This window comes from Paenibacillus solisilvae (assembly GCF_042656405.1).
Lineage (GTDB): Bacteria > Bacillota > Bacilli > Paenibacillales > Paenibacillaceae > Paenibacillus_Z > Paenibacillus_Z solisilvae.
The window spans coordinates 85,072-107,325 of record NZ_JBHSOW010000016.1 but is presented as its reverse complement, the minus strand read 5'-3'; the positions used below and the strand labels follow the sequence as shown (position 1 = coordinate 107,325).

Here is a 22,254-nt window from a genome sequence, read left to right as displayed (position 1 = left end):
ACTATATCGGTTCAAGCTTTATATTTATTGTTTAAAATCTGCTTTTTGAGCTTCCAGATGCTTAGGAGTCGTTTCAAACATCGAATCAATTAGGCCTTCAACCGTCATTTTCTCAACAGCTTCAGCTTTCTTGATGTTCTCGTTAACCGTCGCTTTCGCTTCCTCTTTCACGCGAGCCGTATCCTCGTCAGTCCAAAGGCCTTTGTTAGCCAAGAATTTAGCGAAACGAGTAATCGGATCCTTCTCACTCCATTCGCTCTCTTCATCCTTCGTCCGGTATTTCGAAGTGTCATCCGCCATGGAATGCGGACGGAAACGATAAGTCAGCATTTCGATCAAAGTAGCGCCTTCACCGTTACGGCCCCGCTCTGCTGCGTCTGATACCGCTTTGATAACGGCAAGCACGTCCATACCATCAACTTGCACGCCTTTGATTCCTGCTGCGACTGCTTTATGGGCAACGGACAATGCTGCTGTCTGCTTCGCGTATGGAGTTGTAATGGCATAGCCGTTGTTCTGAACCACATAGATAACCGGAAGCTTGAAAGCTCCTGCAAAGTTCATGCCTTCGTAGAAATCGCCTTCAGAAGAACCGCCGTCACCTGTGTACGTAATCGCTACACGCTTCTCATTACGCTTCTTGAATGCCATGGCAACGCCGGTAGCATGCAAAATTTGAGCTCCGATGATGATTTGCGGCATAAGAACATGAACATCCTGCGGAATTTGTCCGCCATGCTGATGGCCGCGTGAATATAAGAATGCTTGATAGAGTGGCAAACCATGCCACACGATTTGCGGCATATCGCGGTAGCCCGGACATACGAAATCATCTTTATTAAGGGCATACTCACTGCCGACCATAGAAGCTTCTTGACCGGATACCGGAGCATAGAAACCAAGACGGCCTTGTCTACCTAAGTTAACTGCACGCTCATCCCAAGTACGTGTGAATACCATACGATACATAACTTCTTTTAATTGATCATCAGTCAAAGCCGGCATTAAATCCGGGTTTATGATCTCCCCATCTGGCGACAGGATGGACAACGGCTGAACTGGCTCCGTTTGTACTTCGTAAGGCAGCTTGCTCATATCGTTCACCTCAACTAAATATTTGAAAAAACGAGTGTGTCTGTTATAGAATGATTATAACCCTGTTTAACCTGAATGGTCAAAGTATAAAATAGTAAAACCCGTTGATTTTTCGCACTTTCCGTCTTTTTTCCTATCGAATTGTATATGTAACAGAGACTCAATAATAGTAGTACAGCATAATACAACTTAATGAGGAAAGCGATGATCACTGTTGTTTACTTCCTTTTGTTTACCCTTAACCCATCTAAACCATGCAGTCTATAAAGGAGAAATTTAATAATGACCGATCAACGTTATTTGAAACGCACCATTAATAAAGAAGTCATTACAAGCCGATATCTGCCAGAAGGCGAGCGAAATCTCCGTGTCTATTTGCCGCCAGGCTATAATGAGATGCTCAGTTATCCTGTCGTCTATTGTCAGGACGGCGAAGAATTTTTCAACTTTGGACGTATTGCAACAATCGCGAATCAGCTGATTCTGGATGAAGGCATCGAACCTTTTATCATCGTTGGGGTCGATGTGGATAAGAAGCTGCGTACAGCTGAGTACTCACCGGATGGCGACCGGCATCAAGGTTATATCGCTTTCTTCGGGGAAGAGCTGATTCCTTTTATTGAAGACAAGTATCCGGTCCGGCGCGAACCTTCCGAAAGGATTCTTGCCGGTGATTCATTAGGCGGATCTGTGTCCCTCCATATTGCGCTGACCTTCCCGGCTATGTTCAATCAAGTTATTGCCTTGTCCGGTGCCTTTTATCCCATCTCACAGAAGATAGCCGAGGCTCAAGCAGATCTGAGAAATCTTTCCCTATATATGATCGTCGGTTTGCAGGAAACGGCTTTCGAGACGGATCATGGTATCTATGATTTCGTCCGCATTAACCGGGAAATGAAACAAATCCTTGCTTCAAAAGGCGCGGCAATCGCCTACAGCGAGCATGACGGGGCGCATGTATGGGGCTTTTGGCAGAAATTCATTCCAGATGCCCTTATCACATTCCTTCTGTCCGAATGACGCGTGCAATCAAACAATAGACCGATTCCCCTTGCTGTTTGAACAGCTGGAGAATCGGTCTATTATAATTAAGCAAAGCCTTACACCTTCGAGTGTTCAAGCTGATCGTGAGTGATCCTCTCCAGCAATCGCTCGCAGCCTAATGAGATCAGGTCATATACTTCATCAAAATTCCCCGTATAATAAGGGTCCGGTACATCATCCATCTTCTTGTCCGGCAGCAGATCCATAAATTTAAATACTTTGGTATGGCCATCGGATTTACTTCCGAAAACAGCTCTCGTATCACGTTCATTATTACTGTCCATACAGACGATATAATCAAATTTCGAGTAATCCTCTATACTGACCTGCCTGGCTCGCATCCCTTCATAAGAAATGCCGAAACGATCGAGCAATGCCCGCGTTCCTTCATGCGGCACTTTGCCCAGATGCCAATCTCCCGTGCCAGCCGAATCCACTTGAATATCTTGTTCCAGATTGCAGGCTGTCAGCCTGTGACGGAATACAGCCTCCGCCATGGGTGACCGGCAGATATTACCGAGACACACAAACAATACAGAAATCATAACACCCGCTCCTTCTCCAACTTATCGTTTAATGCTGCAAACCGTTTCTTCCCTTCCGAATGGACCGACTGCGCAAGCGTGAATCTAAGTGACCGCCGCGGCAGGCGCCAACGAAACTGAACGGACAGCATACGAAAAACGATCACGATGACGAACAGAGTGAGCAGATCGAGCTCGGTTACGAACCATTTAAGTCCAATAGCAGCCCCCGCAGCCATCGCCCATACCGCATAAATCTCATCCCTAAGTACAAGCGGCTTCCTGCCCGCTAATACATCACGAATAATACCCCCGCCGATCCCTGTCATCATCGCTGCTACAATGACTGCGCTCAACGGGTATTTGCCGGTTGCGTATAACGCTCCTTGAATGGCAAAGGCTGATAATCCGATGGCATCGAAAAAGGCTTCACTTTTCTTCCACTGCTTGATCCATCTGACTGGAAGAATGAAGGTAATCGTCATTGCAATAATGGCTGTTTTAAGCAGCATGCCTTGCGTCCAAAGTGTTGTAATCGGGATATCGATGAGAAGATTGCGCACGACTCCTCCGCCGAATGCACTGACAAGCCCAAGCACAAATACACCTAGTATGTCGTACTCCTCTTCCATAGCTACAATTGCACCGCTGACTGCAAAGGCAATCGTGCCGATAATACTGAATACCGTAAAAATATCCATGTCTACATGCAGGTCCACTCCATGCTGCCTCCGCTACCCCGTCAAACGATAAGAATGAACAGCTTCTCACCGCTCTTATTGTGGTCTGAATTTTATCCTATCTCATTTTAGCCGCGCTTGTCGAAATGTTCAAGGATGATTTTCATAGACCGCAAAGCAATTTGGCAAGATCATACTATTATAATATGATCTTGCGGGCCGCTTGCTGATTCATCTGCTCATGCTGACGGATACGCTGGTCAATCGGTTTGAGGACGAGTATACTGACAAAAGCAACCTTGTACGGGAGGAACAATTCTCAAATGGACATAAGCCGCATTGTTATTTTTTCAGGAGGCCGCCTCGGCGATTGGGCGCTTCGGCTCATTCAGCCTGATGATTTTTTGATCGGCGCTGACAGAGGCGCGCTTTTCTTAGTGTCGAATGGTTATCAGCCGGATCTCGCTCTGGGAGACTTTGATTCGGTCACCGAAGAAGAGCTCGCTGCTATTCGGGCCGCAAGCAAGGAAACATTAGATTTTGACCCGGTTGAGAAAGATTTTACGGATACGGAGCTTGCCTGGAAGATCGCTATGGATAAGAAACCGGGCCAGCTGCTTCTCATTGGCGGATTAGGCACGCGCTTTGACCATACACTTGCGAATGTACACCTTCTTCGTCAAACCGCTGAGCACAACACAGATGCTTGGATTATGGACGAACATAACCGCATCCGCCTCGTTGCGGGAAGAGCCTGCCTGCCCGGAAGTGACTTTACATACGTGTCCTTGCTTCCTCTAACGGCTACAGTAACAGGCATTACCCTAGAGGGATTTCAATATCCTTTAACGGATGCAACTCTTGAAATCGGACAGTCCCTCGGCATCAGCAACAAGCTTCAGGCCGATGCCGGATATGTCAGTATTCGTGAAGGACTGCTGTTGTTGATTGAAAGCCGTGACTAGGATTCGCAGGAATTAGGAGCCCGGCTGTTCGGGCTCCGTAATGATTTGCAGACCGGGTGCATATTTTCGTTTCATCTGCTTCCTTATCTTCCGGTTCTCCTTCGTATCAAAGACGATATCCATATCATAATCTCCTCCAGGATACAGCTTCGCACTTGGGATGTAGAGTGACAAACGTTTGCGATTAAATGTCATTTTATTCTTCTGGACCTGAACCTGAACATCGCCCCGTTCATCCGCCTGCCGAAATACGATTCCCGTTCTCTTCAAAGGGTGAATCCAAACGCAATCGCCGACTGCAAATACCTTGGCGTTATCTTTGTGTTCAGTAATCGATTTATCTTGTTCGGCTTTCTTATCCTGAGCGCTGCGTTTATTAGAAGAAGGGTGCGCACGATTAGCTGCATCAAGGGGTCCTATAAAGCTGGTATCTTCCAACTCCTCTGCTGCTTGCCTGTTTTCTTGATGTTCCCTGTTCCCGGCATCCTTTGCCTTCGAGGCGGCTGCTCTTGTTTCAGCACGGCTCACGATTTTCTCCGGCAGTCCAAAACGTCTAGCTATTGCAAACGCGTAGCTGTCTCCCGCTTCCCCAATTTCAAGCCGGTACATGGGAATAAGCGTCTCTGCGTGAAAAGCCATCCGAGCATTCATACATCCTTCCTGCTGGGCGGCGAACCGTTTGATTTCGTTAAAATGGGTCGTTGCCGCAACGAGTGAGCCTCTCTCCAGCAGCTCCTCCAATACAGCAATTGCAAGCGCGATTCCTTCTCCAGGATCGGTCCCTGCCGCCATTTCATCCAGCAGCAGCAAGGAATGAGCGTCTGCTGCCTGAAGCATTTCTCTTAAACTCTCCATATGAGCCGAGAACGTGCTGAGGGATTGCTCAATGCTTTGGCCATCTCCTACATCAGCCAGGATATGACGGAACAAGCCGAATTCGGTTCCTTCTTGAGCTGGAATCAGCAGGCCGGATTGGGTCATGAGCGCCAGCAGCCCGATTGTTTTCAAGGTAACCGTTTTGCCTCCTGTGTTCGGACCCGTTATGATCAGCTGTTGCCAATCACCTCCGAGCTCTGCATGTAAGGGCACACAGCCTGCCGGGAGCAGCGGATGTCTCGCTCCAACCAGTTTAACGAAAGGATGATCTGAGAGCACAGGCTGAATGCCGTCATACGTCCTGGAAAGCTTTGCCCTCGCAAATATAAAATCAAAGGAAGCCATAGCCTCTAAATTCCATCGCAGACGGCTGCCCTGCTCTTCCGAAAGCTCAGATAAAGCTGATAATATAATCGTCCGCTCCCGCTCCTCCTCCGCTTTCCACATTTGCCACTCTACCTGCAGTTCAGCCACATCCACAGGTTCGATGAACAGCGTTTGTCCGCTGGATGATTCATCCCATACTGTACCCGGCACCTGCTTGCGCAGCTCGCGTTTGACCGGGAGCACATAATGGCCGTTGCGTTTGCTGACTAATTGATCTTGAAGTGCAGTCTTATATTTCCCTAAGGTCTGGTTCAGTTTTTTCTCGATCTTGTCTTCAATGCCAGCCAGATATCGCCTTATATCACCCAGATCGGGGCTTGCTTGATCTGTCAGGACACCGTGACGAATACAGCGGTCCATTTCCTTACGGAGCTCCGGGCAATCGTACATGGAGTCGGCATAGCTGCTTATCGTTGGCGCCGTGGACCGTTTGGCATCCATATATCGTTTCATTTGGGCAACGGCAGTCAGCCATGCAGCCAAGTGTCCCAGTTCCTGTTCCGTATAAATCTTGCCTTTGCCGAGCAAAGCGATGAAGGGCTCAATGCCTTCCATGGCGGACAGCGGAACGCTTGCACCGGAAATCAGCAGCTTCATCGCTTCATCTGTTTCAAGCAGCCATGCTTTGACCTGTGCCTGATTGATGCTTGGCTTGTGATTCAATGCGAGCTCCCTGCCGGAATGAGATACGGTGTATCCCACCAGCATCTGTTTGATTTTGTCATACTCGAGTTTTTTTAAACTGGATTCATTCATTGTTCATTATCCTCCCGGATGCTAATGCCTTTGGAGCAGAAGCTGTAAATTGGGCAAATCGTCTAAGCAAAACGAGACAAAAAAAACAGGAACAGAACGCATACGCGTCCCATTCCTGTTCGTTTAACGGCATCAATCAAACGAAAGCCATCTGCTCTTGAAAACAGATGATCCCTTCGTCCAATAAAAAAAGCGTGCTCGAAAGAGCACGCAGATTGCCGTCCAGCAGGCGGAAATCGTTATGTCCTTAACTCTTGGTTGACACGGAGATTGAATGCAGCTTAACAAACCTGCCCATTTAAGGACAAGCTGAAAGGGTTACGCTTCAACTTCCTTCTGTAAGGAACTTGCCGTTCCGTACAGTGTCTAATATCCAATTATGAGTTAAGAACACCAGCAAACATCAAAATTTCCCCTAACTGCTTAAAGTTATTGCCATAATATCGGAAATCGAGCACCCGTGTCAAGGGGCTTCCGCCCTATACGGTTACCTTCAATCCTGTGGTCGCAAAAGCAGCCCCGCTCGGCAGCTTATAATCACGGTTCAAGTCAATATCATGCGACAAATGGGTGAATAAAGTACGTTTTGGCTGCCAGTCATGAAGAAGTTCCAGCGCTTCGGTCACATCATAGACGGAACGTGTCTCAAACGGAAACGGCTCGCGATAGAAGCTGGTTCCAAACACGAGCAAATCAAGTCCAGCGAGCGGCTTGCGCTGTTCTTCTGTTAAGGCAATCGAATCCGAGCAATAAGCCCAGCTTCGACCGCTCGCAGAATGGTCGAACCGGAAGGCATACGCATAGCCATTCTTGCCATGGTTAACTTTCCAGCAGCTGACGGTCCATCCCCCGAACGCAAGATCACCTTCAATCGGGCATAAATCAATTTGATTCCGTACCCAGGGATACCGTGCATGAATGTCAGCAATAACATCAGGCATCGCATATGCCTTTCCTTTTCGCTGCAGCCATCTGCACATATCCGCCCATTCCGCAATTCCTCCAATATGATCGAAGTGTGAATGCGTAATTAATATACGATCGATTTGCTTTAGACCGGCAGCCTCCATTTGGGCGCGCCAATCCGGTCCGCAATCAATTAACAGGGAGCCATACTCTGCATCCTCCAGATGAACAAGTGAACGAAGTCGTTTATTGCATCCGGTATTCCGAGCTTCCTCGCAAACCTCGCAAGAACAATAGACACGCGGGACTCCCATCGAGTCCCCCGTGCCCCAAAAAGTTATTGTCGTTGTCAATCTGTTTCCCACCTTTACCCTTGCACTTGCATGATCGATTATATAGCTTGTAAGGCAACCGTTTCCTTCTGCTCCAGCTCCTGAATCATATCCAACCATTCAGCCGGTTTACCTTGCAAAGCGGAATAATATTCTTTCAAGAAATCGACGACGAGCGATGCTTCAAGCTCCAAGCAGGTATCGTCCATTGGAAGGAAACATAAATCCAATCCTCTCACAGCCTTCCCATCCTCTTCCCACGACGGGTGAACATATGCCAGATCCAGACGCAAATATCCAATGTGTGAGAGCACTTCACGGCGTACATAAGGGTTCATTGGAGTGACACCGCCAAAATGATAATCCACATTAAGCGGGTTATAGATTTCGGCAAACATGCCTCTAACTTCAGTTCCACTCTCGTGAGCAAGCCTTGCAATATCCCTTTCCCTGCTCTTCAGAATAAACCGCCCCACGCCTAAACCCGCACGCCCAACAATTGTGAAATCCGTCATCGCTACTTTCATAGAAGGGTAATAGCGATATTCGGTCGCTCCTAAGACATCGCCCTCATGAACCGCTGCATAAACATGGATGCCGCTATCGGCAAGCGGTCCTTCCCATTTCTCGAAGGCATAAACTTCTTCTGGCGGAAATACGTTTTGCATGAGCTGGTGCATGCTTTTGAACAAAGGATCGCTGATAGATTGAATACGAATATAATCCATTTCTTACATCTCCTTAAGCGTTAGTTGTTTCCGTTCCAGAATGGATTTCTCCATTCCATAAGCGCAGCGTAGTTGCAGGACTGCTCATCTTCCAAATAATCCGGTATAACGCCGGCCGGCATCCGGCCGCAGCGAAGCAGGAACGAAAGTACAGGATCACTCCATTCCCCTGCCACAACACGGTCAATGTACTGACCAGCCGATGCTTCATGCTGATAACGATGGTAGCCTGGAATGCGGCCACCTCCAAGAAGCCGCTTCAATTGCAGATGAACGACAACCTCATACATCGTTTGCATCAGCCATTTTCCAATCCCCGCTTGACGGTAAGCCGGTATGACGCATAAATCCACGACGTAGAGCGTGTTCCCAGCGGGAGCGTGATTACGAATATACCCATTGTCTGTTATCTGCGCCCAACTGTGGTCGGCATCTGTTTCTGCACCATCGATCAGCAAAGCTGTCATCGATCCGATCAGCTTCCCGTTAATCTCGGCACATATCGCTCCTTCAGGAAACCTCGTGATATGCTCATTTAATTGCTCCCTGCTCCACCAGAGCTCAGATGGAAAAGGAGGCGGGAAGCTTTCGCGCTGGATTCCGATCATATCTTCAATATCGTCTGCGGAATAATTTCGAATGATGACACGCAGCGGCATACCTGATAAATAGGCAATGAATTCTTTTCGCATCGTCTTCTATTCTCAGCCTCCTACTCTGCTAGGACCAGTCCGAATAGAGATCGGTTCTGCGATCCCGCCAAGTCGTAACCGACCCGGCTGCCCGAACGTCAGCCAACAGCTGAAGATTCAGATCTCCAACCACAAGCATGTCCTCATTAATAACACCCTCGCTTAATATGCCTGCTGGAGGAAATGGAATATCGTTAGGCGTAAGGATAGCCGCCTGCCCGAAGTTTGCGCGCATAAAATCCACCTTACGCAAAGAACCTACAGTGCCGCTCGTAACGATATAAATTTGATTCTCGATCGTTCTGGCATGGCAGCAGTACCGAACTCTATAAAAACCATGCCGGTCATCCGTACAGGATGGACAGAAAATGATGTCGGCCCCCTTTGCCCGGGCCATACGTACAATCTCCGGAAATTCAATATCATAGCAGGTCAGCATACCAATTGTGCCGTATTCCGTCTCGAAAACTTGCAGAGAATCCCCTGCTGTCATATTCCATTCATCCACCTCTACCGGAGTCAGGTGGATTTTGGCCTGAACCGCTACCCGTCCATCCGGGTAGAACAGATGCGCGGCATTTTGAAGCTTACCGCCTCCAACGTCGATGACATGTGTTCCGCCCACGATATGAACACCATATTCTGCAGCCAATCCTTGGAAGAGCTGAATATATCGTTCCGTAAAGGAAGGAAGTTTGTCTATAGAAAGAGGCTGACCCCGGTCGTCCCCAATGGACAATAACTGTGTTGTGAAAAACTCCGGGAAAAGCACAAATTGAACGCTGTATTCCGAAGCATTCCTTACATAATGTGTCACTTGATAAGTAAATTGATCAAAACTATCAATATCTTCCAGTTTATATTGAATAGCGCTCACACGTATACTCAATTCCTGCTAGCCTCCATTAGAAAATTCTCATCATATTTTAATAAATTTGCTGCAACCCCTGGTACGTATGGGGTTAAACCACCTGTGGTAATGTTTAGGTAACAATAAACCTGCTATAGTATCCCTATGACCAACTAGAAGAAATATGGGAGGACAACTAGAACATGTCAAAGAATGTAGTTATTCGCAAACTCATCACAATCAGCCTAAGCGCCGTAATCGGGTTATCCGCCGTGGCAATGGGAACCGCCCCTAAAGTTGAAGCGGCTTCGGCCAGCACAGCTAATCGGATTATAAGTATCGGAGATAATTACCTGGGTGTCAAATATCGCTTCGGCGCGCCTGCAGGTGTAACATATGTGTTTGACTGCTCATCCTTCACTCAATATGTGTATAAGAAAGTCGGTATTAAATTGCCCCGTACTTCCGCAGCACAATCTAGAGTAGGATCGTTTGTTTCACGAAAAAACCTGAAAAAAGGCGATTTGGTCTTCTTCTCCACCTCACGTACAGGCAGAGGTGTCGGACATGTAGGTATTTACGTCGGCAACAACCGCATGCTGCACACTTATGGTGCCGGCGGTGTGAAATTCTCGACCATTAACTCTTATTGGAGCTCGCACTATGTAACGGCTCGCCGTGTGTAAGCGCTTCTAGCACCTTAATCTCATCCTATCACCAATCGAACAATGCAATAGCAGTTTGATGGGAGGCGGCTTCGTTTATTCACTTGTGAATAAACGAAGCCGTTTTTTAATTAAATTACTTCTTTTGCGGGAGAGCGACCGTAATTGTCGTCCCCTTCCCATGCTTGCTGAATACGTCGATTTGCCCTTCATGCAGCTCCACAATCCGCTGTGCGATGGATAACCCCAGCCCCGATCCCCCTGTTGAACGGCTTCTTGCGCCATCCACACGGAAGAATCGTTCAAATAAAAACGGCATTTCATCATCCGGTATTCCAATCCCTTTATCCGCAACTGACATCCGTACTACACCCTTAGATACCGATAAGGTGATATCAATCGCTTCTTTGCTGTATTTAATCGCATTATCAAGCAGGATGACAAGAAGCTGCCGAATTTTATCTTTGTCTCCATTAAGTCTTACATCCTGCTTCCCGGTGTGAACGCGAATCATACGCTGAAAGGTCATATGGAGCATATCCGCCGTTTCATCTGCGAGCTGAACAAGATCGAAGGATTCGACCTTCAGCCAGTCCTCCTGCTCTGCCTGTGCAAGCATCAGCATGGATTTGGTCAGGTTCTGAAGACGCTGTGCCTCATTACTGATCGCCTCAATGGCCTCATCGCGAACATTCTCATCATCCCGGCCCCATCGTTTCAGCATCCCTGCATAGCTGCTGATCACCGTAAGCGGTGTTTTCAGCTCATGCGATGCATCAGCGACGAACTGCTTCTGCCGCTCGAACGTACGGTCCAAGCGGTTGATCATTTGGTTGAAGGCTCTTGCCAGCTGAAGCAGCTCAGCGGATTGATCCCGTTGATGCAGTTCAATTTGCCTTAGTTTACCGCTTCGGTCAATCTCCCGCATCGTCTGCACCATATGCTGGATAGGTGATGTTAGTCTTGAAGTGAACCAGTAGGTTCCGAATATGGCAAACAGGATTGCACCTATACTGGTAATTGTCAGTGCGATTACAAGCACCTGTAAATAACTGTCTAAAAGGGTAAGCTTGCGGTATATCTCTAAAGTTCCGATGACCCGATTCTCTTTGAACAGCGGAACTTTCATATAAAGCACCCGTTTTCCTTCAATAAAGATCATACCTGTATCGTGCTGAACCGTAAATTCAGGCTTCAATGCAAGCAGCTGCGGATCGGATCCCTGTGAATTGACAACCTTTCCATCAAAGTTAACAATCCGCATAAGCTCGCTCACATTATAGTAGTCTTTAAGCAGGTCGCTATTCGAAAGCTGAGCAGGCTCGTTTATTCGTTTATCCTCAAGAAGGATATTCACTTTATTTGTAAGCAGCTGATCTTCACTTCGGATCGTAATCTTAATGACGAACAAATAGACGAATATGTTGAACAAAATCAGGATGAAAATTAACCAAAAGATTGTAAAAAAAGTAAATCTTCTGCGAAGTGTCATGCGTCAGGCTCCTTGAGCATATAACCGACACCGCGAATGGTATGAATTAGCTTGTGGCGATAGCCTTTATCGATTTTTTGACGTAAATATCGAATATAAACATCCACTAAATTGGTCTCCCCGATGAAGTCATATCCCCATACCTCGGATAAAATATCTTCGCGGGATTTCTCCTGATTGCGGTTTTCAGCTAAGAAAACAAGAAGCTCGAACTCGCGCGGCGTCAGCTCGATTGGAACATCCTTGCGGAATACCTTTCGTGTTCGAAGCTCAATTGTAAGATCGGCTGTCTTGAGAATATCCGGACTCTCCACTTCCTTGGCCGGCTGCTGAAAGATACGCAATAGGTTACGGACACGAGCCAGCAGCTCTTCCATCGCAAAGGGTTTGGTCACATAATCATTGGCCCCTTGCTCAAAACCGCTTACTTTATCAGGAATGGTATCACGGGCAGTCAATAAAATAATCGGAATCGGATTCCCAGCTTGTCTTAAACGGCGCAGTACCTCAATCCCGTTCATTTCCGGAAGCATGACATCCAAGAGCAGCATATCCCATTCGCCGGAGACAGCCATCTCAAGTCCGCTTCTTCCATCTGCCGCGCGGCCAACCGTGTAGCCTTCATGTTCAAGCTCCAGTTGGAGGATTCGCGCAATCCCTTCCTCATCTTCTATGACAAGTATGCGTTCATTCATCTGGTTGTACACCCGCTTCTCTTCTCTAATTTAGAATATAGGCTGCTTGTTTCCCTATCATAATGAAGCATGTCCTTCTTTGCAAGCAGGCGCCCTGTAGTGCGTTTTATAGAATTAACCAACCTGCAGCCGCTGCTGCAGCGACAGATTGCCAAGGCTGTCTTCTCCATACGTGCAGCAGCAAAAACACAAGCAGTACGATAACAAAATGACGGGGAGAACGAACGGCATCGTACCAGATAGGATGATACAAAGCAGCCAGCAAAATACCAACGATTGCTGCATTAATTCCCATTAGTGCAGCCTGTGCTTGTCTATTCCTTTTTAGTGTTTGCCAGAATGGCAGAGCACCTGCAAGCAGCAAAAAGGAAGGCAAGAAAATCGCAGCAAGCGCGATCAGACCATAAAGCACACCTGTAATGCCTTCAGCCATAGATCCACCGATATAAGCAGCGAAGGTAAATAACGGCCCAGGCATCGCTTGAACCGCTCCATAACCGGCAGTGAAAATATCTGCTGTCAATTTCCCTGAACCCGTTCCGACAACCTCTTGCTCCAGCAATGGCAAAACGGCATGTCCGCCGCCGAAAACAAGCGAACCTGCACGATAGGCACTATCCGCAATCGACCAAAGAGGAGATGCGCAGTTTCGGGCGAGGATTGGAAGGATTAGCAGCAGCATCGCGAAAACAGCCAATGCTGACCATGCCAGCCGGTAAGACATGGGTTTCTCTTGACTTAAAAGAACATTCTGCTCCGGCTCGAAGTCAGCTGTATGCATGTCGGTTGGCTGCAGCCAGCAAAGTCCTGCAATCGCTCCTGCTAATAATGGAACAAGCTGACCGCCAATACCCGGTATTACAGAGGCTGCTATAGCAGAACCAATGGCGATCGTCGCTCGTAGAGGCCCTTGGGCTAAAGTCTTTCCCATGCTCCAGACCGCAAGCGCTACAACGGCAACAGCTGCAAGCTTCAACCCCTGCAGCCAGCCTGCTTCCGAAAAGCCGGTTCCGGATGAAGTTAAAGCAAACAACAGCATAAGTGCAGCAGACGGCAATGTGAAGCCTACCCATGCAAGAAACGCGCCGGGTAAGCCGGCGCGTTTGATTCCGATAGCCATTCCCAGCTGACTGCTTGCCGGACCGGGTAAAAATTGACACAATGCAACGAGATCAGCAAACGAACGCTCGCTAAGCCAATTTTTTCGCTGCACATACTCATCGCGGAAATAACCGATATGCGCGGTTGGACCGCCAAATGATGTCAAGCCTAATTTAAGGGCCGTTGTAAAAACTTCAGCATAACGGTTTTTCAATGGTAATGGTTGAACCTTCTCGTCAGCCAATTCCTATCCCTCCATATGCAACTTTATCGAAAGCGGCAAAAGCGGAACGGTTTATTGATTGCTCGGCTGCATCGACCACTGTTCAACATCCCAAACCTTCGTAACCCAGTCCTCATAGAAATCCGGTTCATGTGAAACGAGTACAATCGTTCCTTTAAAGGCTTGAAGCGCACGTTTCAGCTCCGCTTTGGCAACAACATCCAAATGGTTGGTCGGCTCATCGAAGGCGATCCAGTTGCTCTCGCGCATCATTAATTTACACAGGCGCACTTTAGCCTGTTCGCCGCCGCTCAGCTGACTGAGCGAACGGGTGATATGCTCATTCTTCAATCCGCATCGCGCCAGGGCAGCGCGGACTTCATGCTGGTTCATGGACGAGAACTCATTCCATACATCGTCAAGCGGTGTCATGCTCGGTGCTTTCGCTTCCTGCTCAAAATAAGCAGGATGGAGGAAATCTCCGCGATATATTTTACCATCCAGAGGAGGAATTACGCCAAGTATCGTTTTGAGCAGAGTCGATTTCCCGACTCCGTTACAGCCAACGATTGCGATCTTATCGCCGCGCTCGATCAGCATGTTCAGTTCAGGCAGCAGCGGACGGCTGTAGCCGATTTGCAGCCCTTGTGCTTCAAAAACGGTTTTGCCGCTGGTTCGTGCTTCTTTAAAGCCGAAGGTCGGTTTAACGGACTCTTCCGGACGATCGATTCGTTCGATCCGATCCAGCTGCTTCTCGCGGCTCTTCGCTCGTCCGCTTGTGGATGCACGCGCTTTATTGCGCTGAATGAAATCTTCCTGTTTCTTAATATAATCCTGCTGCTTCTCAAAAGCCTCAATGTGCTGGGTTTTATTCATATCCGCCATCTGCAGAAACTTCTCATAGTTCGCCGCATAGCGGGTCAGTTTAGCAAATTCAAGGTGATAAATGACATCCACCACTTCATTCATAAAGCCCGTTTCATGGGAAATCAGGATAAAGGCATTCGGGTAGTTCTTCAAATAGTTCGACAGCCATGCAATATGCTCATCATCCAAATAGTTCGTAGGCTCATCGAGCAATAAGACCGTCGGCTTCTCGAGCAGCAGCTTAGCAAGCAGTACCTTGGTCCGCTGGCCGCCGCTTAATGACGTAACATCACGATCCAAGCCAATCGCGCTTAAGCCTAAGCCATTGGCCATCTCCTCGACTTTAACGTCAAGCAGATAGAAATCGCCGATATCCAGCGCTTCTTGAATCTCACCCATACGTATGAGCAGTTCCTCCAGCTTCTCCGGATCAGCGTCCGCCATTTGCATAGCAATTTCATTCAGCTCATTCTCCAGCTCCAGCAGAGGCAGAAAAGCATCCTTCAATACATCACGAATGGTTTTGCCGGACTCCAGCTTCGTATGCTGATCCAAGTAGCCGTAACGAACTTTAGGTGTCCACTCTACCTTGCCTTCATCCTTCAATTGCTTCCCTGTCAAAATATTCATCATCGTGGATTTGCCTGTACCATTTGCTCCTACAAGGCCAACATGCTCACCTGCCAGCAGACGAAAAGATACATGCCTAAACAACGTGCGATCACCAAAATTATGGGATAAATCTTCAACTGTCAATAAACTCATGGGATTTGCTGCTCCATTTCTCTAATTCAAATCGATGAAGAATCGGCCGTTTCGTTTACGATCGGCCTTGCTAATTGTTAAAGCGACTTAAATACACCGCCCGCGTTTCATTGTATCACACGTGTTCCTGACTTGTGTCAACTTCATGCAAAAACCTTGTTGAAAAAAGGCTGAAATGCTCGCTCCAGCGCAGGCAGCCAAGCTTTATGCGCGGTTGCCCATTCTCCCCGCCACATCTGTTCCGCCCAATCTTCAGGAGGCAGCATCGGAATAGTGACAATGGGTTTGGCAGGAATCATCCCGAGTCATTCCGTTCGCGACTGAAAACGAAGGTCTTTATTGGCTGCCCAAAAAGTTGCCCGGTGATGCTTCTCTCTTTCATAAATAAGCGACAAAGCCGCTTTCATTCGCTCAGGCGTCCATTTAGACGGGAAAGGATCAACCACAAAGAGAAGCATATCGGCTTGAAGCAATTCTGCTTCCATCGGCTTCGCCATCCACGCCGAAGATAGATCAGTCACAACAACGGATTGCTGAAGGGAGTCCATCATCAGCCGATATTGAAGCTTATTTTCCGAACGCTCAACAGGGACTTCCGGACGCAGTGCATGCCAAGTAACCGGATAAGATGATGCAGTTCTTCTCATATACCGGGAATCAAGAGGACTGCTGCCTCCAGCAAACGAGGATTGATCGGTTATATTTAACAGGGCATGCCACTCCGGCTCCAGCTCCGGATGCTCCACTGCCGCACAGTCAACTCCTCGAAGACCCAACAGGTGTGCAAGTGTAATGGCGGCGAATGTCGACCCCGATCCGGGCGATAAAGAAGCAACGGTTATGCGTACTTGCTTATTGGGCCGAGGAGAAATCGGATGCTGGGAATGAAGCTCTTGCCCTAAGCACCGAATTAATGCTGTTTTGGCTGCTTCCATAGAGGAATAACGATGTTCCGGCACAGGATCCAGCATACGTGCCAGTGCATTTTTTAGTTGAACCGGGAGATGTGACAAAAAGCGGCTGGACTGCATGGCTGTGCCTGTAAACCGATTGCCGCCGCTTAGAAGAAAATATAAGAGTGACCCGAGCCCATACACATCCGTCCTGGCGTCGCTTTGCTGCTGGCCGGCCTGTTCGGGAGCCGCAAAACCAGGCGTTCCCAGTATTTGCGTATCTTGATCTTTCCCCTGCTTAAAGCTTCTGGCAATACCAAAGTCAATCAAGCGAACAAACCCGCTGCGGTCCATCATCACATTTGTCGGTTTCAAATCACGGTGAATAATGGGCGGCTGCTGGCCGTGCAGGTAGCCGAGTGCATCGCATAGCTGTACACCGATTTCAATGACTGCTTTCAGGCTTAAAGAACCGCCGCTCTCCATCAAATGAGCCTGCAGGGTTATACCGTCAATGTAATCCATCACAAGAATTTCATGACCAAACTCACAGGCCGGGAAATAGTCAATAATTAAGGGCAGATGCGGGTGATTCAACCTCATGAGCAGCCCAGCCTCCTCAGCGCTGTACATCGCATCTGCGGTATTCGCCTTATTGACCTTAAGGGCACGCAGCTTTCCTTGAAGCCTCAAATCCTCGGCCGCATATACTTCGCCCATGCCTCCCTGACCGATCAATCCTAATATGCGGTATCTGCCGCCGATTACTTTGCCGTTGTCATAGCCTGCTTGATTGAATGGCATCTTCATCTTATACAACCTCCTCCAAGTGTAATGGACCCTGACAAAAAAATAAGCATCCCGAGTGAACAGGGCAGATGCCTGTTCGCTCGGGATGCTTTCCCGGTTATTCGATGTGCTCAACCGCACGCGGTTATTTCTTAATTAAATATAGCGTGATTTCGTCACGATTGTGAAACAACTGCTTGGCTTTCTTCAGAATGAATTCGGATTCAAGCCTCTCAATAACGTCACGAATCGTTTGAAGCGGCTTTTTATGCATCAGCTTGACCGTAATGATGGCTGTCGCATTCTTGGACAGCGCGTCGATCTTCTCGAGCACCAGCTTCGACATTTGCATTGGACTCCAGCTCATATCACAAACAAGCAGGTCGAAGGTACCGCTCGGAAATTTAACATCGGAAGCATTCTTCTTCAAATAATTCAGCCTTTGGTATGCTTTCAAGGATGAATGGAGTTCAGCAGGATCAACAGAGGTAACGCGCAAGCCGCGTTCAAGCAGCAAATGCGTCCAGCCGCCAGGCGCTGCTCCAATGTCGAGTGCTTCACGGTACGTTTCAAAGCGCAGGCCGAATGCTCTCTCCGCTTCGAGCAGCTTGAATTTTGCACGAGAAATTTGTCCTTCTTCACGCTGAAACCGCACGGCTCCACCAGGCCAATCAGAGAGCTGCTCCTTGGGCGAGCCCCATCCGACATAAAGGTCGTCCACTCCCGCGTAGATGGAGCAGATCATCTCAGGCGACTGCATCTCAGGTTCACCGCCAAGCTCGGTCAACACCGCATCTAAAACCGCCTTCGTATCTGCAGCTGAATAAAGAAATTTGGTATTCTCCGCACGCCGCAGATGTACAGCTATCGTCTTCCCCTCACAGCGCATGCGGGCTGAACGAACCAGTTCTGATAAAGCCTGCAAATCATCAGCGTTCCCTTGAATAGGCAAAGTGCGATCAATCGGCTGTATATGGCGAAGAAAAACCGGTTCTTTCTCCAATAAACCGGACATGATCTCCTCCCGGCTGAGCGGCACTTCCATTCGGAAAATCTCTCCCGCTCTTAGCTGCACAAATTTAATATCACGAAATAATCGGCGGAGCTCCTCCATTGCAAGTGTCGCAAAGCCATGATTAGCCGTTCCTATCCAATCGCTCACTGCTCATTTCCTCCTGATACTGCTCGAATCCAGGGCCTTCCGCTTACCCAATCCATTTCAACTGGCCAGTCGTACAGCTCGCTAAGCATTTCTTTGTTCAAAACCTCTTCTTTAGGACCCGCAGCAATTATTTGACCCTCACGAATGAGTGCGACATGCGTAAATAATGGAATAATTTCTTCAATATGATGCGTCACATAGACGAGCATCATATCACGGCTTGCCAGCCTGCCAAGGTCAATAAGCAGTTTCTCCCGCTCGTGAAAATCCAGTCCCGCACACGGCTCGTCCATAATAAGCAATTTAGGCTCCAGCATTAATGAACGCGCCAGCAGCACTTTCTTTCGTTCCCCCTGCGATAGCGTGCTAAGCGGCTGATCAGCCATATGACCAAGACCAACCTCATTTAACAGACCCAGAGCTTTTAGACGAACCTGCTTGTCAATCTCTTGATAAAAACGCAAAAACGCATATTCACCGGTCGCTACCACTTCCCATACCGGATCGCGAAGCGTTAATTTCTCGATAACGGATTGACTGATGTAACCGATTTCCTTCCGAACCTCTCGAATATCCGTTTCGCCATATCGGTGACCCAGCACATCGACAGTTCCGGTTGAAGGGAACATGTAGCCATTCATCATTTCCAGCAGCGTTGTTTTACCAGAGCCGTTGCGGCCAAGAATTACCCAATGTTCGCCTTTGTTCATATGTAAATGCACATCGCTCAGCAGCTGACGTTCTTCTCGCCGCAGATAGATTTCGTTCAAATGAATCATTCTATTGTCCTCCCTCATTATTCATCCCTAGCCTGATTGCATTCTATGTGTCTATGTGTCTAATAAGAAATCATTGGACCGTTATGAAGTTGGACCTCGGGAGGAGCATGCTGCATAAGTAAATGGACCATTTCCATGCGGCCTGCCGAACTAGATGTATGAAAATAAATCTGCTTGGGGTAGCGTCCGCTGGCGACAATATATTGAACAACCTCAAGCCCCGTAGGCTGACCCCAGCCTAAATCATAATCAAGAGATAAAATATCAACTTCCTCCGTACTCAGAAGCCGTACACATTCCTCAACATTTACAGCCAAAACAAAGCCTTTCGGGCATGGACGATAATCATCCAAATAAAGGTTAATCACGCTTATTCTCCCCATCCCATGTTCGAATTAGCTCCAGTTCGCCCCTGTGGGTTCCATCCTCCCCGGCAGGCGTTTCTAAGACAAAAGGAATCTCTGCCAGCTCTGGATGGCGAAGCAGCCACTTGAAGCCGCGCTCTCCGATGAAACCTTTGCCAATTGCAGCATGCCGGTCTCGCTTTGCTCCTGTCGGGTAAACCGAATCATTCAAATGTATGGCAGCCACATGCTCAAGAACATGCAGCTCTCCCGCTCTCTTTAGCCAAACTGCATCAGGCCCTCCATCCCATACCCCGCTTGCAAACAAATGGCAGGTATCGATACAGAACCCGATTTTATGAGGATCTTTGCTTAATTGACGAATTTGAGCGAGCTCCTCCATCGTTGTTCCCATAAACGTATGTTCTCCGGCTTGATTTTCAATCAGCAGCTTCGCCTTCCCATTCCATTGCGATGTAACCGCACTTAAGGTAATTACGGCATTCTGATAGCCTTCCAGCGGATTAGGCCCCTTATAGACACCAAAATGAACGACAACGCCAAGTGAGCCGCAAGCTTCTGCAATGTCCAGATCATTGAGCAGGGATACAACCGTTCTCGCCCGATGCTCCGGGTCTTCCGCTGCAATGTTTGTGGGGTAAGGAGAATGCGCAATAGAAACGATACCGCGCTCTTCACAGAACGATGCACATCGTTTCGCATCACGCTCGTCAAATGGCTTTACGACCAAACTGCGAGGATTCTTCGGAAAATATTGAAAGGATTCCGCTCCTATAGAAGCAGCTGCTTTGGCAGCTTGTGCGTATCCGCCGCGTGTGGAAACATGACATCCGGCCCGCACCCCGTAATTACCTGTCCCTCTGGCAGGATGGGCAGAAGAACATTTTTCGTGAATTAATTTCACCCTGTTCCACCGTACCCGAGCAGCGGATGCACGGTTCGCCGCCGCGATCATAAACGAGGCAATGATTATTATAGCCGCCAGTCAGCGTATCATCCGCTGTTAAAGGCATCTCCATATATCCGCCATATTCTGCAGCTTGCAGCAGTATTTTGTGCATGGCATGGTAGAGGCGCTCCCAGGATTCCGGCTCAATAGCGGAAATTCGTGCGTCCGGCCTTATTCCAGCTTCGAAGGCAATTTCATCCGCGTAGCAATTGCCGATACCCGAGATCACACGCTGCTCCAACATTGCGGTTTTAATTGAACCGCGTTTGCTCTTGAAGCGTTGAATGAAGCTGTCCAAGGTCAGCCTTTTGTCGAAGGGATCCGGTCCAAGATCAGCAAGCTTCGCCTCCACTTCCTTGACGGACAATAAGTGAATGTAACCGAGCCGCAGCCCGATGAAGCATAATTCTCCGCTGGACATACCGATAGCCACCTGGATGGAACGGTCCGGGCGTTCTTCTCTCGGGCCATAATGAATCAATCCACCCAGCATCAGATGAAGGAGCAGACGTTTTCCGTTATCCAGATGGAAAAGCAGCATTTTGCCCCGACGTTCGACAAACCAGATCGTCCGCCCAATCAGATTCTCCTTAAAGTCTTCAACAGAGACGTTGATTGATTTGGGTCGAGTTACTTCCACTTCCGTTATCGGCTGACCGGAGATCCGCTCCGCCAGCATTTTGCGATAGGTTTCCATTTCTGGCCATTCCGGCATCGCTTTACTTCCTTCCTAAGGCGTCAACTGATGTGAAGCTAGCTTGTCGCCAATGTATGTGTGTAAGCTATGTAAGTCTTCCAAGACGACATCTGCAGTACAGCCTGCCGCTTCAAGAAGCTGCTGATAATTATGGGGGGTAGCAAGTCCGGTAAGCACGAGAACCGATTTGCAGCCTGCCGCATGACCAGCGGCAATATCCGTCATCGGATTATCTCCGATCACCCATGCTTCTTCAGCCTTCAGCCCCAATTTATTCAGTGCAAAATCCATCAGAATGGCAGACGGTTTACCGATTACAGTCGGCTCAATTCCTGATGCAGCCTGAAGCATCGCTGAGAGAGACCCCGCTCCTGGCATGAATCCTTCTGCTGTTGGCAGGAGACGATCCGGATTCGTCAATACATAGCTTGCACCAGCCAGCAGAAAACGAACCGCTTGTGCCATTCTGGAAAATGTAAATTCTCGATCCATGCCCTGCACGACAATGTCCGGATTCTCTTCAACCAGCTGCAAGCCGGCTTCTATCAGCGCCGTTTGCAACCCTTCTTCACCAATCGCAAAGACGCGGCCGTTCGGATGATTATCCGCCATGTAAGATGCCGCAGCCTGTGCTGATGTGCATACATCTTGGGCTTGAGCGGGAATCCCCATTGCCTGCAGACGCTCTGCAACTACTCCAGGCGTTGCCGTCGAGTTATTGGTTACGAATAAATAAGGGAGCTGCTTGTCCTGCAGCATCCGAATAAGTTTATCCGCACCATCGATCATTCGATGACCATGATAAACCGTACCGTCCAGATCAATTAACAAACCGCGTAAAGGCAGTTCCTGCTCCGCCACTTTAAGACCACCCCTTATTTTCTTGATCTTGATGAGCTGCAGGTTCTTGTCACGACAATCTCAAGATCGGGACAGCAGCTCTTACTTTATAATTGACAGCGCTCGAATCGCTGACA

At 48.4% G+C, this 22,254-nt stretch carries 23 protein-coding genes; 3 read left to right on the top strand and 20 right to left on the bottom strand.

Annotated features, from left to right (window positions below; genetic code table 11):
* Positions 1 to 24 precede the first annotated feature (24 nt).
* On the bottom strand, positions 25 to 1,095 hold the full coding sequence (pdhA, locus tag ACFPYJ_RS04820) for a pyruvate dehydrogenase (acetyl-transferring) E1 component subunit alpha (RefSeq protein ID WP_379186914.1): 1,071 nt from the start codon (positions 1,093 to 1,095) through the stop codon (positions 25 to 27).
* Positions 1,096 to 1,377: 282 nt separating this feature from the next.
* On the opposite strand from pdhA, the gene ACFPYJ_RS04815 reads away from it, so the two are divergent.
* Complete coding sequence (locus tag ACFPYJ_RS04815; RefSeq protein ID WP_379186913.1) at positions 1,378 to 2,115, top strand: alpha/beta hydrolase; 738 nt, start codon at positions 1,378 to 1,380, stop codon at positions 2,113 to 2,115.
* Between the two features lie 80 nt (positions 2,116 to 2,195).
* On the opposite strand, the gene ACFPYJ_RS04810 is transcribed toward ACFPYJ_RS04815, so the two are convergent.
* Together ACFPYJ_RS04810 and ACFPYJ_RS04805 are read right to left on the bottom strand one after the other, a co-directional pair.
* On the bottom strand, positions 2,196 to 2,684 hold the full coding sequence (locus ACFPYJ_RS04810; RefSeq protein WP_379186912.1) for a low molecular weight protein-tyrosine-phosphatase: 489 nt from the start codon (positions 2,682 to 2,684) through the stop codon (positions 2,196 to 2,198).
* A complete protein-coding gene (locus ACFPYJ_RS04805; RefSeq protein ID WP_379187012.1) occupies positions 2,681 to 3,364 on the bottom strand; it encodes a trimeric intracellular cation channel family protein in 684 nt (227 codons plus the stop codon). The genes ACFPYJ_RS04810 and ACFPYJ_RS04805 overlap by 4 nt, the downstream gene beginning before the upstream one ends.
* A 302-nt stretch (positions 3,365 to 3,666) precedes the next feature.
* Between ACFPYJ_RS04805 and ACFPYJ_RS04800 the strand changes: the two genes are divergently transcribed.
* The gene (locus ACFPYJ_RS04800; RefSeq protein WP_379186911.1) at positions 3,667 to 4,308 is read left to right on the top strand and encodes a thiamine diphosphokinase; all 642 of its coding nucleotides are present in this window, start codon (positions 3,667 to 3,669) and stop codon (positions 4,306 to 4,308) included.
* Between the two features lie 12 nt (positions 4,309 to 4,320).
* Here ACFPYJ_RS04800 and ACFPYJ_RS04795 read toward each other — a convergent pair whose 3' ends face one another.
* The 5 genes from ACFPYJ_RS04795 to ACFPYJ_RS04775 all read right to left on the bottom strand — a co-directional run bounded on the left by ACFPYJ_RS04795 (position 4,321) and on the right by ACFPYJ_RS04775 (position 9,874).
* Positions 4,321 to 6,327 carry an endonuclease MutS2 gene (locus tag ACFPYJ_RS04795; protein ID WP_379186910.1) on the bottom strand — a complete coding sequence of 669 codons (2,007 nt, stop codon included), beginning with the start codon at positions 6,325 to 6,327 and terminating at the stop codon, positions 4,321 to 4,323.
* 479 nt (positions 6,328 to 6,806) lie between these two features.
* Complete coding sequence (locus tag ACFPYJ_RS04790) at positions 6,807 to 7,547, bottom strand: MBL fold metallo-hydrolase (protein WP_379187011.1); 741 nt, start codon at positions 7,545 to 7,547, stop codon at positions 6,807 to 6,809.
* Between the two features lie 77 nt (positions 7,548 to 7,624).
* On the bottom strand, positions 7,625 to 8,293 hold the full coding sequence (locus ACFPYJ_RS04785; protein ID WP_379186909.1) for a GNAT family N-acetyltransferase: 669 nt from the start codon (positions 8,291 to 8,293) through the stop codon (positions 7,625 to 7,627).
* Between the two features lie 20 nt (positions 8,294 to 8,313).
* Complete coding sequence (locus tag ACFPYJ_RS04780) at positions 8,314 to 8,985, bottom strand: GNAT family N-acetyltransferase (protein ID WP_379186908.1); 672 nt, start codon at positions 8,983 to 8,985, stop codon at positions 8,314 to 8,316.
* Between the two features lie 28 nt (positions 8,986 to 9,013).
* Positions 9,014 to 9,874, bottom strand: coding sequence for a carbon-nitrogen hydrolase family protein (locus tag ACFPYJ_RS04775; RefSeq protein ID WP_379186907.1), 861 nt, complete (start codon positions 9,872 to 9,874; stop codon positions 9,014 to 9,016).
* A gap of 164 nt (positions 9,875 to 10,038) precedes the next feature.
* Here ACFPYJ_RS04775 and ACFPYJ_RS04770 point away from each other — a divergent pair, with 164 nt between their 5' ends.
* Positions 10,039 to 10,521 (top strand): C40 family peptidase, encoded by a 483-nt coding sequence (locus ACFPYJ_RS04770; RefSeq protein WP_379186906.1) that lies wholly within the window; start codon positions 10,039 to 10,041, stop codon positions 10,519 to 10,521.
* Between the two features lie 115 nt (positions 10,522 to 10,636).
* Here ACFPYJ_RS04770 and ACFPYJ_RS04765 read toward each other — a convergent pair whose 3' ends face one another.
* The 12 genes from ACFPYJ_RS04765 to ACFPYJ_RS04710 form a co-directional block, all read right to left on the bottom strand.
* A complete protein-coding gene (locus ACFPYJ_RS04765) occupies positions 10,637 to 11,992 on the bottom strand; it encodes a HAMP domain-containing sensor histidine kinase (protein WP_379186905.1) in 1,356 nt (451 codons plus the stop codon).
* The gene (locus tag ACFPYJ_RS04760) at positions 11,989 to 12,687 is read right to left on the bottom strand and encodes a response regulator transcription factor (protein WP_379186904.1); all 699 of its coding nucleotides are present in this window, start codon (positions 12,685 to 12,687) and stop codon (positions 11,989 to 11,991) included. The genes ACFPYJ_RS04765 and ACFPYJ_RS04760 overlap by 4 nt, the downstream gene beginning before the upstream one ends.
* A 106-nt stretch (positions 12,688 to 12,793) precedes the next feature.
* Positions 12,794 to 14,032, bottom strand: a complete 1,239-nt coding sequence (gene chrA / locus ACFPYJ_RS04755; RefSeq protein ID WP_379186903.1) for a chromate efflux transporter — start codon at positions 14,030 to 14,032, stop codon at positions 12,794 to 12,796.
* A 51-nt stretch (positions 14,033 to 14,083) separates the two neighbouring features.
* Entirely contained in the window at positions 14,084 to 15,643 is a 1,560-nt protein-coding gene (locus ACFPYJ_RS04750) for an ABC-F family ATP-binding cassette domain-containing protein (RefSeq protein ID WP_379186902.1), read from the bottom strand.
* Between the two features lie 143 nt (positions 15,644 to 15,786).
* On the bottom strand, positions 15,787 to 15,942 hold the full coding sequence (locus ACFPYJ_RS04745; RefSeq protein WP_379186901.1) for a hypothetical protein: 156 nt from the start codon (positions 15,940 to 15,942) through the stop codon (positions 15,787 to 15,789).
* 6 nt (positions 15,943 to 15,948) lie between these two features.
* The gene (locus tag ACFPYJ_RS04740; RefSeq protein ID WP_379186900.1) at positions 15,949 to 17,346 is read right to left on the bottom strand and encodes a serine/threonine protein kinase; all 1,398 of its coding nucleotides are present in this window, start codon (positions 17,344 to 17,346) and stop codon (positions 15,949 to 15,951) included.
* A 124-nt stretch (positions 17,347 to 17,470) separates the two neighbouring features.
* The gene (locus ACFPYJ_RS04735; RefSeq protein ID WP_379186899.1) at positions 17,471 to 18,487 is read right to left on the bottom strand and encodes an SAM-dependent methyltransferase; all 1,017 of its coding nucleotides are present in this window, start codon (positions 18,485 to 18,487) and stop codon (positions 17,471 to 17,473) included.
* Positions 18,484 to 19,266, bottom strand: a complete 783-nt coding sequence (locus ACFPYJ_RS04730; protein ID WP_379186898.1) for an ABC transporter ATP-binding protein — start codon at positions 19,264 to 19,266, stop codon at positions 18,484 to 18,486. The genes ACFPYJ_RS04735 and ACFPYJ_RS04730 overlap by 4 nt, the downstream gene beginning before the upstream one ends.
* A 59-nt stretch (positions 19,267 to 19,325) precedes the next feature.
* Complete coding sequence (locus tag ACFPYJ_RS04725; protein ID WP_379186897.1) at positions 19,326 to 19,634, bottom strand: cyclic-phosphate processing receiver domain-containing protein; 309 nt, start codon at positions 19,632 to 19,634, stop codon at positions 19,326 to 19,328.
* Positions 19,627 to 20,472, bottom strand: coding sequence for a deoxyribonuclease IV (locus ACFPYJ_RS04720; protein WP_379187010.1), 846 nt, complete (start codon positions 20,470 to 20,472; stop codon positions 19,627 to 19,629). Before ACFPYJ_RS04720 ends, ACFPYJ_RS04725 begins: the two co-directional genes overlap by 8 nt.
* A gap of 7 nt (positions 20,473 to 20,479) precedes the next feature.
* Positions 20,480 to 21,295 (bottom strand): Fpg/Nei family DNA glycosylase, encoded by an 816-nt coding sequence (locus ACFPYJ_RS04715; RefSeq protein WP_379186896.1) that lies wholly within the window; start codon positions 21,293 to 21,295, stop codon positions 20,480 to 20,482.
* 15 nt (positions 21,296 to 21,310) lie between these two features.
* On the bottom strand, positions 21,311 to 22,138 hold the full coding sequence (locus ACFPYJ_RS04710; protein WP_379186895.1) for a TIGR01457 family HAD-type hydrolase: 828 nt from the start codon (positions 22,136 to 22,138) through the stop codon (positions 21,311 to 21,313).
* Positions 22,139 to 22,254: the final 116 nt, after the last annotated feature.

Coding starts and splice junctions, on each gene's coding strand:
- ACFPYJ_RS04745 (WP_379186901.1), bottom strand. CDS start 15,942: ATGATTCCTGCCAAACCCATTGTCACTATTCCGATGCTGCCTCCTGAA.
- ACFPYJ_RS04780 (WP_379186908.1), bottom strand. CDS start 8,985: ATGCGAAAAGAATTCATTGCCTATTTATCAGGTATGCCGCTGCGTGTC.
- ACFPYJ_RS04740 (WP_379186900.1), bottom strand. CDS start 17,346: ATGAAGATGCCATTCAATCAAGCAGGCTATGACAACGGCAAAGTAATC.
- ACFPYJ_RS04810 (WP_379186912.1), bottom strand. CDS start 2,684: ATGATTTCTGTATTGTTTGTGTGTCTCGGTAATATCTGCCGGTCACCC.
- ACFPYJ_RS04815 (WP_379186913.1), top strand. CDS start 1,378: ATGACCGATCAACGTTATTTGAAACGCACCATTAATAAAGAAGTCATT.
- ACFPYJ_RS04795 (WP_379186910.1), bottom strand. CDS start 6,327: ATGAATGAATCCAGTTTAAAAAAACTCGAGTATGACAAAATCAAACAG.
- ACFPYJ_RS04760 (WP_379186904.1), bottom strand. CDS start 12,687: ATGAATGAACGCATACTTGTCATAGAAGATGAGGAAGGGATTGCGCGA.
- ACFPYJ_RS04770 (WP_379186906.1), top strand. CDS start 10,039: ATGTCAAAGAATGTAGTTATTCGCAAACTCATCACAATCAGCCTAAGC.
- ACFPYJ_RS04715 (WP_379186896.1), bottom strand. CDS start 21,295: ATGCCGGAATGGCCAGAAATGGAAACCTATCGCAAAATGCTGGCGGAG.
- ACFPYJ_RS04730 (WP_379186898.1), bottom strand. CDS start 19,266: ATGATTCATTTGAACGAAATCTATCTGCGGCGAGAAGAACGTCAGCTG.
- ACFPYJ_RS04750 (WP_379186902.1), bottom strand. CDS start 15,643: ATGAGTTTATTGACAGTTGAAGATTTATCCCATAATTTTGGTGATCGC.
- ACFPYJ_RS04785 (WP_379186909.1), bottom strand. CDS start 8,293: ATGGATTATATTCGTATTCAATCTATCAGCGATCCTTTGTTCAAAAGC.
- pdhA (WP_379186914.1), bottom strand. CDS start 1,095: ATGAGCAAGCTGCCTTACGAAGTACAAACGGAGCCAGTTCAGCCGTTG.
- ACFPYJ_RS04790 (WP_379187011.1), bottom strand. CDS start 7,547: ATGGGAGTCCCGCGTGTCTATTGTTCTTGCGAGGTTTGCGAGGAAGCT.
- ACFPYJ_RS04800 (WP_379186911.1), top strand. CDS start 3,667: ATGGACATAAGCCGCATTGTTATTTTTTCAGGAGGCCGCCTCGGCGAT.
- ACFPYJ_RS04805 (WP_379187012.1), bottom strand. CDS start 3,364: ATGGATATTTTTACGGTATTCAGTATTATCGGCACGATTGCCTTTGCA.
- ACFPYJ_RS04765 (WP_379186905.1), bottom strand. CDS start 11,992: ATGACACTTCGCAGAAGATTTACTTTTTTTACAATCTTTTGGTTAATT.